A 13,155-nucleotide genomic window follows, 5' to 3' on the forward strand; every position below is an offset into this window, starting at 1 on the left:
TCGAAGCCATAAACGGCATGCGGGATTTCCTCCTTTGTTCTTTTTCACATCTTCTCTTCTGTATTTTTTCCGATCAATATCTGCTGTTAAATTCTACAATATCATCCCATACTTCTTCTTCGTTGAGCAGCTTATAATACTTCCCGTCAACCTTAAACTCATGCCCCGGCTTTATTTCCATGTTGTCTCCGTTTTTATAGTACAAGATATACGCGCTGTCTGCCCCAGCTGATAACTGTCCAGAAACTCTTCTGCCCAACTGTACTCTGTTCATCAGATCAACAAATTCCCGTATCTTGTCCTTATCCGTAAGATCCGCACTTGTATCACTGTCCGGAATCCCCAGCCAGCCGGAATAATGTATCCGCTCAATCTCATCTGCCTTCAGATTTTCAAGCTGCTTTGTCGGCCTGAAAGCAAAGTACAGCAATAGCAGAAGAACTGCGCATATTCCTGCAGCGATCAGAAGTTTAACTTTTAACTTTGAAGACATGTTCAGCTTTTTCATCAATCATCCCTCCCACAAAGCGAGACCTGTGGTCAGATCATCAGGGCTGCGTTTCCATCCCCAGCAGATAGTCGATAAACTGCTGGGCTGTCCGCCCGGACATGCCGCCGTGGTTCAACTCCCAGCGATTTGCTTCCAGAAGGAGCTGCTCTTCATCCATCTCTATGCCATTTCTCTTTGCTAACTGACGCACAATCTCCTGAAATTCCTTCTTGGCCGGTTTTCCAAAATAGATGGTGACGCCGAACCTGGCCACCAGGGAAAGTTTCTCCTGCACCGTGTCGTTTGTGTGCAGCTCTTCATCTCTCTCTTCCTTGTCCCGGAAGCTCTCCCGGATCAAATGGCGCCGGTTGGAGGTGGCATAGATCAGCACGTTGTCCGGCTTTCTCTCCAGTCCCCCCTCAATGACCGCCTTCAGATATTTGTACTCTATCTCAAACTCTTCAAAAGAAAGATCATCCATATAGATGATAAATTTGTAATTTCTATTCTTGATCTGGGCGATAACGTCATTGAGATCCTGGAACTGGTGCTTGTATACCTCGATCATCCGCAGCCCCTGGTCGTAATATTTATTTAATATGGCCTTGATGGAGGAGGATTTTCCGGTTCCTGCGTCTCCGAAGAGGAGACAGTTATTGGCCCGGCGTCCCTTCACAAATGCCTCTGTATTGTCGACGAGTTTTTTCTTGGCGCTCTCGTACCCCACCAGCTCGTCAAGCTGTACATGGGCAATCTTTGTGATAGGCGCAATATGGACTCCTTCCTCGTCGTGGACCACCCGGAATGCCTTGTGAAGCCCCAGCTTACCTACACCGAACTCCTTGTAGAACTGGGTCACGGAAGCCTTGAACTCCTCCGCATCCTTTGTCTGTCCCAGGCTTTTCGCCAGAGCACAGATTCGATCTCGGATACGGCTGTTGAACACACTGCCGTGGGTTCCTGACCCTGTGTAATCCAGTATCATGGAAACGCAGTCCACGCCAAGGTCTGCCTCCATCGCTGTGAAATCGTAGTCGAACAGTTCCTTGAAGATAGCGAAATCATGGCGGGCCACCTTGTTGATGCTTCCTGCTGTCTCCCCCACAATCTCACAGGAGGTGCTGTAGGCATTCTCATCATTGGCCAGGAGAAATGTCAGGTAATCATGCCAGAGATTCCCCTCAAACCCATGATCCACGCACAGCTCCAGTATGCTGCCTGTACACTCAAAGAGAAGACTTTTCAAGTCCTCTTTGTTGTAGTACTCATTGTCGTAATTTTCCATCAGAAACGTCATATCATTTAAAATCTGTTCCTGCTCCAGATTTTTATAGATGATCAGCTCATGTATCCTCATTTTTTCTTCCTTTCTGCCTTTTCTATCGGCACTGCACTGTCCAGTCATTGGCATCGCGGCTGGAATCAATAGTTTCCTAGAATTTTCAAAGTTCTTGATTCTTCTCTGAGTCCCCGGATAGCGTTTTTCACAGCCCCTTCTCCCATGTTCCCGTCAAAATCCACGAAGAAGCGGTACTCCCATGTTCTCCCCTCTACCGGGCGGGATTCTATCTTTGTCATATTCAGGTTATTGTAAGTAAAATGGGCCAGCAGGTGGTAAAGGGAACCGCTGGAATGGTCTACTTCAAAGCAAATGCTGATCTTTTTGGCATCTTTCAGAAAAATCTTCTGGTTCGTCACAATAATGAACCGGGTAGAATTGTTATCATTATAATTGATTTTGCGGTCCAGTATTTTCAGCCCGTAAATTTCCGCCGCATGTTCGCTGCAGATAGCAGCCTGGGTCACATCATTTTCATTTAGGATCTTTTTCGCTGCAACAGCTGTATTGGCCACACCAATCTGCTGCCATCCTCTCTGCTCGTCCAGATATTTTGCGCTTTGCATCAATGCCTGTGGATGAGAATACACACGCTGGATCGTTTCCAGTGTTGTCCCCTCTACCCCGGCCAGGGCATGTTCAATAGGCAGGACGATTTCCCCTACAATATAATTTTCAAATTCAACCAGAAGATCGTAAGTCTCACTTACCACTCCGGCGGAAGAATTCTCGATGGGCAGAACCGCAAAATCAGCCGACCCCTCTTCGATTGCTTCCATTGCATCCCTGAAAGTCTGCACATGAAAGCTATTGACATTCTTTCCAAAATAGGCATGCATAGCAGCCTGGGAATAAGCTCCGTCTGTCCCCTGGAAAACGATCCTTGACTGTTCCCAGTCCAGTTTGTCTACTCCAATAAAGGGAAGACGCCCAAGGGCACCTTTTTTTGTCAGCATCTGATACTGCATCTTCCGACTCTGGGACATCAGCTGCTCAAAAAGCTCAGTCAGCCCAAGCTTCATAAATTCATCATCAATCCCTTTTGTAATCCTGCTCAACTGCTCTTTTTCTCTTTTTTTATCAAATACTTTCTGTCCGGCGTCAATTTTTATATCTCCGATCTTCTCACAGACCGCTACTCTCTTTTTATACAGTTCCGCAATCTGGCTGTCGATTCCGGCCAGATCCTCTCTCAATTCTTCCAACTGCTGCATTTTCACAATCTCCTTTTTCACATACTAAATTGTATTATAATACAAACCCTCGGCAAAATCCACGGCAGACATTGAAAAACTTCTTCATTTATTATATGATGTATGAAAAGCAGATTTCCATTTCTTTCGATCATTTTCGGGAAATGGATGATATATATCAAGGAGGTATTTATGAGACATTTAATGAGTCCACTGGATTTTTCCGTGGAAGAGCTGGAGCAGCTTCTGGATCTTGCTTCTGATATTGAAGCGAATCCCCAGAAATATGCACATGCCTGTGCAGGAAAGAAGCTGGCTACTTTATTCTATGAGCCGAGTACTCGGACAAGATTGAGCCACGAAGCTGCCATGCTGAATCTGGGAGGAAGTATCATGGGATTTTCTTCCGCTGATTCCAGTTCTGCTGCAAAAGGTGAAAGTGTATCTGACACAATCCGTACCATTTCCTGTTACGCTGACATTTGTGCCATGCGTCATCCGAAGGAGGGCGCTCCCATGGTTGCATGCCAGCACTCTTCCATCCCTGTTATTAATGCCGGAGACGGAGGGCATCAGCATCCGACTCAGACATTGACAGATCTTATGACAATCCGTTCCCTGAAAGGGCACCTTGACAATATGACAATTGGTCTGTGCGGCGACTTGAAATTCGGCCGTACCGTACATTCCCTTATTCACGCTCTTGTTCGTTATCCGGGCATCCGTTTTATTTTAATCTCGCCGGAAGAATTGAGACTTCCCGGATATATCCGCCATGATGTTCTGGATAAAAACGAAGTTCCTTATGAAGAGGTAGTACGCCTGGAGGACGCCCTTCCAAAACTGGACCTTCTGTATATGACCCGCGTACAGAAGGAACGTTTCTTCAATGAAGAAGACTATGTGCGCATGAAGGATTTCTATATCCTGGATGCTGCAAAAATGAAACTTGCCCCTGAAGATATGTATGTTCTTCATCCGCTTCCCAGAGTAAACGAGATTTCCACAGAAGTGGACAAGGATCCAAGGGCCGCTTATTTCAAACAGATGCAGTACGGCGTCTATGTTCGTATGGCTCTTATATTGACTCTGCTGGAAATAGAAGTATAGGAGGAAAAACATGGTAAAAAATACTTTAAATGTAGGACGGATTTCAGAAGGTTTTGTGCTGGATCACATTCAGGCCGGACGGAGTATGGAAATTTATAAATATCTTCATCTGGATCAGCTGGATTGCTGTGTAGCTATCATTAAGAATGCCAAAAGCAGTAAAAAGGGAAAAAAAGATATCATTAAGATTGAATGTCCCATCGACTTTATTGACCTTGATATTCTCGGTTTCATCGATCACAATATTACCATCAACATTATTAAAGACGAAGAAATTGTAGAGAAAAAGCGGCTTCACCTGCCGAAAAAGATCACAAATGTAATCCGCTGCAAGAATCCCCGCTGTATTACTTCTATTGAACAGGAGCTGGATCATGTATTTGTTCTGACAGACCCTGAAAAGGAGATTTACCGCTGCATGTACTGCGAAGAAAAATACGAGGGACGTTCCCGGCACCGCGGATAAAAGTTAAATTGAAAACTGTATATACTGCCAGTCCTGTCAGATGTGCAGACTGGATTAAAAAAGCGGCCGGAAATTTCCGACCGCTTTTTTATTTCTCACCTATTTTTCTGCATCTTTGGCATAGCCATTTCAAATCTTTCTGCCAAGCGCTTCCGCCATTTCCAGAGCATCGGTGTTTTCAATATCTCCCACTGCACTGACCCCTGGTGCGATCACTCTTCCCGCGTCCTTCCACTGCAGATATTCCGCCATGATTTCATATGTCCTCTCCAGACCTTCAAAATGTTCTCTGTCATCTGCTCCGCAGGCCAGAAGAACACATTCCTTTCTGCCTTTTAATCCTTCCTGGCTCCGATTCAGAGAATACCATCTGTCAATCAGGGCTTTTATCTGCGCGGAAAAAGAAAACCAGTACATAGGCGTAGCAAGAACAATCACATCCGCTTCCAGGATCGCCCCCGCAATCTGATTAAAATCATCATGGAAAATACAGGGCTTTTCTGTTGAATAACAGGCATCGCACGCATGGCAGCCATGGATATTCATATCAGCTGCTGCAATCTTAGCCAGTTTGTGTCCCTGGCTTGCCGCCCCCTTAATAAAAGCATTTGCCATTTTATCGCTATTTCCACCCTTTCTCGGGCTTCCCGTAATCACAACAATATTCTTCATAGACTTGTTCCTCCAATTTTACCCGGGGCTTTTTGCATTTTTACCCACCACTAATGTCAATTTGGGACGTAACAAAGTTTAACTTTGTTACGTCCCAAATTGAAAATCAAGCATAACGATAAGCCGGGTTATGTCGTTGGGTAATCATCTATCTAGGCCTGCCGTTGCCGGCAGGCTCAAGCGACCTACCTAAGACGCGACGGGCCGCCGCATTGTCTATATTCGGTCTTGCTTCGGATGGGGTTTACATGTGCCCCTCCTGTTACCAGGAGGGCGGTAGTCTCTTACACTGCCCTTCCACCCTTACCGGGAAATCTTCCCGGCGGTACATTTCTGTTGCACTGGCCTTGGAGTCGCCTCCACCGGACGTTATCCGGCATCCTGCCCTGTGAAGCCCGGACTTTCCTCACCTGCCGCCTTTCGGCGATTGCAGCCGCGATTACCTGTTATACTTGACTTCCACGATTTTCGATTTTATCACATAATAAAATTTCTGTAAAGCCAAATCTTATACTTCAAGCCCGGTATCTTCGATCAGATTGTCTCCATCTGCTGCCGATGTGGCCAAAGCATCGCACCTTTCATTCTGCGGATGTCCGTCATGTCCTTTTACCCAGATAAACTTCACCTGATGGGGTTCTTTTGCCTTCAGGAGACGTTTCCAGAGATCCACATTTTTTACCGGCTCATTCTTTCCCCTTTTCCAGCCTTTTTTCAGCCATCCGCCGATCCAGTTCTGATTGAAAGCATCCACCACATATTTGGAGTCTGAGTAAAGCTCAATGCTGCAGGGCCGGTTCAGTGCTTCCAGCGCTGCGATCACTGCCATCAGTTCCATCCTGTTATTTGTCGTTTTCTTATATCCCTTAGAAAGTTCCTTTGTATGAAGCTGTCCCTTCGTATCTACATATTCCAGGACCGCCCCGTAGCCTCCCGGCCCGTCCGGATTCCCTCTGGCCGCTCCATCCGTATATATCTTTACCTGCATGTTATGCCACTCCTATTCTGTCCGGGCAGTCCCATTTTCTGGGAACGCCACTTCAAATATCTGGTTTTTTCCGGTAATATGCATAATGTGTTCCCGGTAGCTTTCCGTTTCCGGCTGTGCCATCAGCCTTTCATAAACCTCATGTTCCTGCCCGTTATGCATAGGAAATACACTAGCTGTATCCGTATGTTTCATAAACCAGTCAAGTCCCCAATAATACTGTTCTCCCTGCCTTGGATCCGCCGGAACAAAAGCCACATCAATATGGCGCCCCTCCAGCTTTTCAATCTCTCTTTGATAGCTCTGCATCATCAGTTTATTGTATCTTGGGGATTCCTCCTCCCAATGCCACCAGTTCAGGTCACCTGCATGATAGATAATTCTCTCGCCGATCCGGATCAAAAATGCCACTCCCTCATCTGTCGATTTCAGAGTACGCACTGCCACCGGACAATCCTCTTCCAACTCCAGACGCCGGCCCGGTTTCATATAATACACCTGCTCTGCTGAAATCTCTTCCGGAATCCTGTATTTGATATCGCTGGATAAAATGTAGGTGATATCAGGATATTTTGACGCCCATTCGAAAATACACGGCTGAAAATGATCGTAGTGTGCATGACTGGCAAAAACATAGATTTTCGTGTCTTTCTCAAACTCGGGCACTTCTCCCTGAAAATAGTCAAACACAGCTGCATGTCCATCCCATCTGACTGCAAATCCGCTATGTCCGATATACGTAATTTTCATATCCTGCATACTCCCCTCCTGCTACATCTATTCTGCCATTCCTGCCTGGGCTTTTCTCATCTCTTACTCTTCCGGAGTCTTCTGGATCAGTTCAACTGCATGCGTAATTTCCGGAAGCAGATATTCCAGACACTGCTTAACCGCGCCGGCTTTACCAGGAAGATTTACGATCATAACATCTCCTCTGATCCCTGCCGCGCTTCTGTTGAGCATGGAACGCTTCGTCAGCTTCATAGTATAAGCTCTCATCGCCTCCGGTATCCCAAGAACCGGCCGGTCCACTACATCCATTGTCGCCTCCGGCGTGCAGTCCCCTGCATTGCATCCTGCTCCTCCTGTTGTCAGGATCAGGTCTGTCAAATGTCCGTCCGCCATTCTCTGCATGACAGTAGACAAAACCTGTCTGTCACAGGGAAGGGCTTTCTGAAATACAATGGTGTGTCCTTCCTTTTCAATGATCTTCTGGATCACTTTTCCCGCTGCATCCTCTTCCTTTCCTCTGTATATTGCTGTATTTGCTGTAATAATTGCAACTCTCATCTTGTACCTCCATCAATCTATTCTTCTGTACCTAAGCTCCTGTGTCCTTTGTTATGCGTGATACGGTATTTCATTCCACTCATAATAATAACAATTTACAGAACTATTTGCAACATGCCCCTTCTGTTCCGCAAAACTCTGCTGTCATAGTAAATACTGTCTCCCGGATTTACTTCAAAGTCCTTGTTGTTTTTCAGCCATCCGGTACTGCAGCTGTAATCAAGGACAGCTGTACTGTCATCGTAAAATTCCATTCCGCGGTCAAGCTTCACGGTCATTATCATCTCTTCTGTATCAATAGATACAATTTCCCCGCTCCCCATCTCATAATTCAGTGTATATGGAGCAGTTTTTTCTATGACGTCCAGTTTTTCCGGCGTATTTCCCCAGGTACTGTAATAGATATAATCTCCTTCTTTCAAATCCGCCCCGCCAGATTCCTCCATTTCAGAAAAATCAAGACTAACTGTTTCGCCGCTTTTTGAAAGCAGGATTTCCACTTTTTCATCCTTCTGGTTTACAGACAGTATTTCTCCGCTTTGAAAATTTTTACTGGAGCTGATACCTCCCGACTTTGGATCCGCGCATCCCGACAGGCAGGCCATGATTCCTGCCAGAAGCGCCGCCGCAAAAACTCTGCTCCGTTTCCTTTTCCTTATTTTCCCCGCGGTCCTTTTCTTCACAGCCTTCCACCTCCTTCGGTGTTTACTGCTTCTCTACAACTTCTCCCTGCTTTTTATAAATGCTTCCTGCCGGAACGAATCCCCGCACAGAAGACAAAGGATAAATGTTTGTATGGCTTCCCACTACACTTCCCGGATTCAATACGGTTCCGCATCCAACTTCTACTTCATCCCCCAGCATGGCGCCAAATTTTTTCAATCCGGTCTCAACAGGTCCTTCCGGCGTCTTGATCACAACCAGCTTTTTGTCGGATTTTACATTGGATGTGATGGATCCTGCTCCCATATGAGCTTTGTACCCAAGAATAGAGTCTCCCACATAGTTGTAATGCGGCACCTGTACCTTATTAAATAAAATTACATTTTTCAGCTCTGTAGAATTGCCCACAACTGCTCCTTCTCCGACAATAGCGTTGCCGCGGATAAAAGCACAGTGACGCACTTCCGCATTTTTCCCGATAATGGCAGGTCCGTGAATATATGCAGACTCAAATACATTTGCGGATTTCGCGATCCAGACATCTTCTCCCACCTTATCATACTCTTCGCTGGAAAGTGTCTCTCCAAGTTCTTTGATAAAGGATCCGATTTTAGGAAGGACTTCCCATGGATAGGTTGCTCCCTCAAAAATATCCTTTGCAATCGTTTCTTCCAGAGTATACAGTTCTTTAATAGTCATTTCTTTCATTGTTCTGCTCCATTTCCGCCTTTCGGCTTTTGTTTTTTACTTTTTGATTTTTTATAATAAGATGCCGCTTTATCATAGCAGCTCCTTAATTCATATTGATTATTCAGCCCCAGCACTCCGCTTGTTCTTGTGCGGATAAAATTTTCCAGTTTCACCATATATTCGTCTGAAGTGATTTCCCCTTCCGCCACGTAAGTGAGGCCCTTCTCCCAGCTGGCTGTAAGTTCCGGATTGAGAAGGGAGCGAATAGAATGATCCACCACGTCATAGATCATCTCGCCCAAAAGTGTGGGAGTCACAATCTGGGTCTTTTTATTGAGATCCAGGTATTTGTTGTTGAACAATTTTTTTAAAATCTCTCCTCTTGTGGCGCTGGTTCCGATTCCGCTTCCTTTGATCTGGGAGCGAAGCTCCTCGTCCTCGATCAACTGCCCGGCGTTTTCCATGGCAAGGATCAGTGAGCCGGAATTGTATCGTTTCGGCGGGGACGTTTTCCCCTCTTTCACATCCAGTGATTCCACCGAAAGGACCATGCCTTTTTTCAGGGATTTTACTGTCTCAAAAAATTCCTCTCCCGCGGTTCCTTCCCCTTCCTCGTTTTCTCCGCTTTCAGAGCTTTCCTTCTTCTGTCCCGGAACACCTGCCACTTCCAGATATCCGGCCTCCGCCAGGACTTTGAAGCTGGAGAAAAACTGCTCTCCTTTGATCTCGGTGACGATCGCCACTTTCTGATAAATTGCCGGGGAATAAAAAATACTCAAAAATCTCCTCACTATAATATCATACACCGATTTTGCCGTATGCGCCACACTATTTAGCGCGCTCATACCCTGTCCTGTAGGAATAATGGCATAATGATCCGTGATCTGGCTGTCGTTGACATACCGTGTCTTTGCCAGCCCCTTATAACTTTGCCGGCTGGCAATATCGTTCAGCCAGGGCACCGCCGGCGTATATTTCATCAACCCGTTTAAGTTTTTGCTGATTTCTTTTGCCACCGCTGTGGACAGTACTCTGGCGTCTGTCCTGGGGTAAGTAACCAGTTTCTTTTCATACAGTTCCTGCACAATGCGAAGCGTTTCATCCGGGCTGATCTTAAACCTTTTAGAACACTCATTCTGCAGCTCCGCCAGGTTAAAAAGCAAAGGAGGATTTTTCTTTTCCTTTTTCTTTTCAATGGAAAGAATCTTGCAGGAAACAGGGGACGGATCCTGCAGAAAGTCCACCAGTTCCCTGGCCTTTGCCTCTTCTTTGAATCCATTTTCTTTGTAGAGATCAAAGGATTCAAAATACCGTGAGCCTTTGACTGCCCTCCACTCTCCCTCGAAAGTCTGTCCGCCTTCTTTTGCTCTTATGGTGCTGACGACACGGTAAAAGGGCGTTTCTTTAAAATCCCGGATTTCCCGTTCTCTTCTTACTACCATGCCGAGAACGCAGGTCATCACCCGTCCCACAGACACAACTGAATACTTTGTGTTCAGATAACGGGAAATACTGTCCCCGTATTTCAGTGTCAGAAGACGGGAAAAGTTAATCCCCATCAGATAATCTTCTTTGGCGCGAAGATAGGCTGATGCGGACAAATCATCATACTCCGACAGATCTTTTGCCTCACGGATACCCCTTAGGATTTCCTCTTCTGTCTGGGAGTCGATCCACACTCTCTTCCTGATCTTCCCTTTTACCTGCGCCATCTGTTCTACCAGACGGTATATATATTCTCCCTCCCGTCCCGAGTCTGTACAGACATAGATCACTTCCACATCCTCCCGGTTCAGAAGGCCTGCTACAATACGATACTGTTTCGCTGCCGAGGGAATCACCTCATAGCGGAACTCCTCCGGTAAAAACGGCAGAGTCGCAAGACTCCACCGCTTATATTTTTCATCATAAGCTTCCGGGTAACTCATTGTGATCAGATGCCCGACGCACCATGTCACAACTGCCTCTGCCGATTCCAGGTATCCGTCATTTCTTCTTGTCTTAAGATGCAAAGCCTTGGCAAACTCCTGTGCTACACTTGGCTTTTCGGCAATATATAATGCTTTTCCCATAAATGCTGTCTGTTCTCCTATTTTCTGAATATCTTTGCAAACCGCTCACGCAGCCCCTGCTTTTTAGGCGCCGGCTTTTTGTTCCTTGCTGCCAGGACAGCAGACTTCATAAAGTGTTCCTGTGAATTGACTCTCTTTTCCGTGATCGGTTTCTTTTTGTATGTTCCGTCTTTTTGCAGTACCCTGGCTTTTACATTATCCGCCAGCATAACCTCCAGATATCCGTTTACCTGGCGCTTCACATCCGGATCCAGCACAGGGGCTGCAACTTCCACACGTTTTTCTGTATTTCTTGTCATCATGTCCGCTGATCCGATATAGATTTTCTGATCTGTCCCTGTTCCAAAGCTGAAGATCCTTGGATGTTCCAGATATCTTCCCACAATGCTGGATATGGTAATATTCTCTGTATATCCCGGTATACCCGGAAGAATACAGCAGATTCCTCTGACGATCAAATCTACACGGACACCTGCCTGAGAGGCTTCCGCCGCCTTTTCAATAAAATCCACATCTGTCAGGGAATTCATTTTCATAATGATCCGGCCTTTTGTCCCTTTTCGTATTTCCTGATCCATCAGCTGCAGGATCTTTGGCTTCAGTGAAGTGGGCGATACGATCAGATGGCGATAGATTCCGTCCAGATTTCCAATGGACATGTTCTGGAAAAACAAAGCGGCATCTTCCCCTATCTCCCTGTCGGCCGTCATTAACGAAAGATCCGTATACATGGCAGCCGTCTTCTCATTGTAATTTCCTGTACCGATCTGAGTAATATACTGAATCTCATTGCGGTGCCGATAGGTGATCAGACAAATCTTGGAATGAACTTTATATCCTTCAAATCCATAGATCACACGGCATCCTGCTTCCTCCAGCCGCTCTGACCAGTCAATATTATTCTGCTCGTCAAATCTTGCCCTAAGCTCAATAAGGACTGTTACTTCCTTGCCGTTCTCCGCTGCCGCACAGAGATACTCCACCAGTCTGGCCTTTTTGGCAAGGCGGTAAATGGTAATCTTGATCGTCATGACAGACGGATCAAATGCTGCTTCCTTGATCAGCTGCAGAAAGGGTTCCATACTCTCATAAGGATAAAAAAGCAGAACATCCTTTTTCCGGATCTGCCGCATAATGCTGCCCTCCTCCAGCCTGCCGGAAGGCTGCGGCGAAAACGGACGATAGATCAGCGCCCGCTTCATAGAATCCGGCAGGTTGCCGCTGATGGCAAACATATAGTCCAGTTTCATAGGCATCTTTGTACGGAAAATCTGCCGTTTCGTAATATTGAACTTTTCACAGAAATATTTTTCCGTTTCCGCATTCAGCTTTTCTGCAATCTCCAGCCTTACCACTGCCATTCTTTTTCTTTTGTGCAGGGTCTGCTTCATCAGATACCGGAAATCATCATTTACCTCCAAAGCTTCGTCATCCGGCGCAATATCTGCATTTCTTGTAACACATATGTAATTCTTTTCCGTCACTTCATATTGGCCGAACACAAGATTCAAATATTCCATGATCACCTTTTCCATGCGGATATAGCGGATGTCATGTCCCGGAAGATATAAAATGTCGGAAATAAAGTTAGGGATGGGAACAATTCCCAGCATCGTCCTGTTGTTCTGCTTCAGCATAGCAGTCACATAGAGCTCTTTATTTAAAAGATGGGGAAACGGATGGTTGGCGTCCACGATCTGCGGCGAGAGGACGGGAAGTACCTGTTCCTTGAAATATTTCTTTACATACTTTTTCTCACTTTGTTCCAGCTCTTTAAAATCCAGACCGCACACCCCATAAGGATGAAGCTGCTTCTTAATTTCCGCGTAAGTTTTATCTCTTTCTTTATAAAGAGGCGCCACTGCCTCGTAAATTTTTTCCAGCTGCTGCGACGGTGTCATTCCCGAACGGGAATCCACCGCTTTCGGATCGGCCGCTGCCATATCAAAAAGGCTTCCCACACGAATCATGAAAAACTCATCCAGATTGCTCGTAAAAATTGCCACGAATTTCATTCGTTCCAGAAGGGGAACGGATGGATCCTGGGCTTCTTCCAGAACTCTCTGATTAAATTTCAGCCAGGACAGCTCTCTGTTTTGAGTGTATTTCAAAATATCTTCTTTTTTATTTTTCTTTTCCTCCATGCTTTCCTTCCTCCTTGCAGCGCATTCCTTCTATTAAG

At 45.9% G+C, this 13,155-nt stretch carries 13 protein-coding genes and 1 other RNA gene; 2 read left to right on the plus strand and 12 right to left on the minus strand.

The genetic code is table 11. The features are described from left to right. Positions 1 to 73: 73 nt before the first annotated feature. The 3 genes from EUBC25_RS00510 to pheA form a co-directional block, all read right to left on the minus strand. Positions 74 to 508 (minus strand): hypothetical protein, encoded by a 435-nt coding sequence (locus EUBC25_RS00510; RefSeq protein ID WP_230106312.1) that lies wholly within the window; start codon positions 506 to 508, stop codon positions 74 to 76. 40 nt (positions 509 to 548) lie between these two features. Continuing rightward, a complete protein-coding gene (locus tag EUBC25_RS00515; protein ID WP_230106313.1) occupies positions 549 to 1,847 on the minus strand; it encodes an ATP-binding protein in 1,299 nt (432 codons plus the stop codon). Between the two features lie 65 nt (positions 1,848 to 1,912). Then, positions 1,913 to 3,043: a prephenate dehydratase gene (gene pheA, locus EUBC25_RS00520; protein ID WP_230106314.1), complete on the minus strand. Its 1,131-nt coding sequence runs from the start codon at positions 3,041 to 3,043 to the stop codon at positions 1,913 to 1,915. 171 nt (positions 3,044 to 3,214) lie between these two features. On the opposite strand from pheA, the gene pyrB reads away from it, so the two are divergent. Together pyrB and EUBC25_RS00530 are read left to right on the plus strand one after the other, a co-directional pair. Further along, positions 3,215 to 4,132 carry an aspartate carbamoyltransferase gene (pyrB, locus tag EUBC25_RS00525; protein ID WP_230106315.1) on the plus strand — a complete coding sequence of 306 codons (918 nt, stop codon included), beginning with the start codon at positions 3,215 to 3,217 and terminating at the stop codon, positions 4,130 to 4,132. Between the two features lie 10 nt (positions 4,133 to 4,142). Then, a complete protein-coding gene (locus tag EUBC25_RS00530) occupies positions 4,143 to 4,598 on the plus strand; it encodes an aspartate carbamoyltransferase regulatory subunit (RefSeq protein ID WP_230106316.1) in 456 nt (151 codons plus the stop codon). A 129-nt stretch (positions 4,599 to 4,727) separates the two neighbouring features. Here EUBC25_RS00530 and EUBC25_RS00535 read toward each other — a convergent pair whose 3' ends face one another. The 9 genes from EUBC25_RS00535 to ppk1 form a co-directional block, all read right to left on the minus strand. Beyond that, positions 4,728 to 5,270 carry a flavodoxin family protein gene (locus EUBC25_RS00535; RefSeq protein ID WP_230106317.1) on the minus strand — a complete coding sequence of 181 codons (543 nt, stop codon included), beginning with the start codon at positions 5,268 to 5,270 and terminating at the stop codon, positions 4,728 to 4,730. A 103-nt stretch (positions 5,271 to 5,373) separates the two neighbouring features. Beyond that, positions 5,374 to 5,725: RNase P RNA component class A (gene rnpB / locus EUBC25_RS00540), an RNA gene on the minus strand. Between the two features lie 53 nt (positions 5,726 to 5,778). Continuing rightward, entirely contained in the window at positions 5,779 to 6,258 is a 480-nt protein-coding gene (gene rnhA, locus EUBC25_RS00545) for a ribonuclease HI (protein WP_230106318.1), read from the minus strand. A gap of 12 nt (positions 6,259 to 6,270) precedes the next feature. Beyond that, positions 6,271 to 7,017, minus strand: coding sequence for an MBL fold metallo-hydrolase (locus EUBC25_RS00550; RefSeq protein WP_311135882.1), 747 nt, complete (start codon positions 7,015 to 7,017; stop codon positions 6,271 to 6,273). A gap of 54 nt (positions 7,018 to 7,071) precedes the next feature. Further along, complete coding sequence (locus EUBC25_RS00555) at positions 7,072 to 7,548, minus strand: MogA/MoaB family molybdenum cofactor biosynthesis protein (RefSeq protein WP_230106319.1); 477 nt, start codon at positions 7,546 to 7,548, stop codon at positions 7,072 to 7,074. 95 nt (positions 7,549 to 7,643) lie between these two features. Further along, complete coding sequence (locus EUBC25_RS00560; protein ID WP_230106320.1) at positions 7,644 to 8,231, minus strand: hypothetical protein; 588 nt, start codon at positions 8,229 to 8,231, stop codon at positions 7,644 to 7,646. A gap of 22 nt (positions 8,232 to 8,253) precedes the next feature. Next, a complete protein-coding gene (locus tag EUBC25_RS00565; protein WP_230106321.1) occupies positions 8,254 to 8,919 on the minus strand; it encodes an LbetaH domain-containing protein in 666 nt (221 codons plus the stop codon). Further along, positions 8,916 to 10,973, minus strand: a complete 2,058-nt coding sequence (locus tag EUBC25_RS00570) for a DNA topoisomerase (RefSeq protein ID WP_230106322.1) — start codon at positions 10,971 to 10,973, stop codon at positions 8,916 to 8,918. The genes EUBC25_RS00565 and EUBC25_RS00570 overlap by 4 nt, the downstream gene beginning before the upstream one ends. Before the next feature lie 17 nt (positions 10,974 to 10,990). Then, entirely contained in the window at positions 10,991 to 13,117 is a 2,127-nt protein-coding gene (gene ppk1, locus EUBC25_RS00575) for a polyphosphate kinase 1 (protein WP_230106323.1), read from the minus strand. Positions 13,118 to 13,155 lie beyond the last annotated feature (38 nt).

The sequence above is a fragment of the Claveliimonas bilis genome, from assembly GCF_020892095.1.
Taxonomy (GTDB): Bacteria; Bacillota; Clostridia; order Lachnospirales; family Lachnospiraceae; genus Claveliimonas; species Claveliimonas bilis.

What these genes read in the sequence shown, in the direction of transcription:
- EUBC25_RS00550 (WP_311135882.1), bottom strand. Translation starts at nt 7,017, where the DNA reads ATGCAGGATATGAAAATTACGTATATCGGACATAGCGGATTTGCAGTC.
- EUBC25_RS00510 (WP_230106312.1), bottom strand. Translation starts at nt 508, where the DNA reads ATGAAAAAGCTGAACATGTCTTCAAAGTTAAAAGTTAAACTTCTGATC.
- EUBC25_RS00530 (WP_230106316.1), top strand. Translation starts at nt 4,143, where the DNA reads ATGGTAAAAAATACTTTAAATGTAGGACGGATTTCAGAAGGTTTTGTG.
- EUBC25_RS00570 (WP_230106322.1), bottom strand. Translation starts at nt 10,973, where the DNA reads ATGGGAAAAGCATTATATATTGCCGAAAAGCCAAGTGTAGCACAGGAG.
- EUBC25_RS00565 (WP_230106321.1), bottom strand. Translation starts at nt 8,919, where the DNA reads ATGAAAGAAATGACTATTAAAGAACTGTATACTCTGGAAGAAACGATT.
- ppk1 (WP_230106323.1), bottom strand. Translation starts at nt 13,117, where the DNA reads ATGGAGGAAAAGAAAAATAAAAAAGAAGATATTTTGAAATACACTCAA.
- pyrB (WP_230106315.1), top strand. Translation starts at nt 3,215, where the DNA reads ATGAGACATTTAATGAGTCCACTGGATTTTTCCGTGGAAGAGCTGGAG.
- EUBC25_RS00555 (WP_230106319.1), bottom strand. Translation starts at nt 7,548, where the DNA reads ATGAGAGTTGCAATTATTACAGCAAATACAGCAATATACAGAGGAAAG.
- pheA (WP_230106314.1), bottom strand. Translation starts at nt 3,043, where the DNA reads ATGCAGCAGTTGGAAGAATTGAGAGAGGATCTGGCCGGAATCGACAGC.
- EUBC25_RS00535 (WP_230106317.1), bottom strand. Translation starts at nt 5,270, where the DNA reads ATGAAGAATATTGTTGTGATTACGGGAAGCCCGAGAAAGGGTGGAAAT.
- rnhA (WP_230106318.1), bottom strand. Translation starts at nt 6,258, where the DNA reads ATGCAGGTAAAGATATATACGGATGGAGCGGCCAGAGGGAATCCGGAC.
- EUBC25_RS00515 (WP_230106313.1), bottom strand. Translation starts at nt 1,847, where the DNA reads ATGAGGATACATGAGCTGATCATCTATAAAAATCTGGAGCAGGAACAG.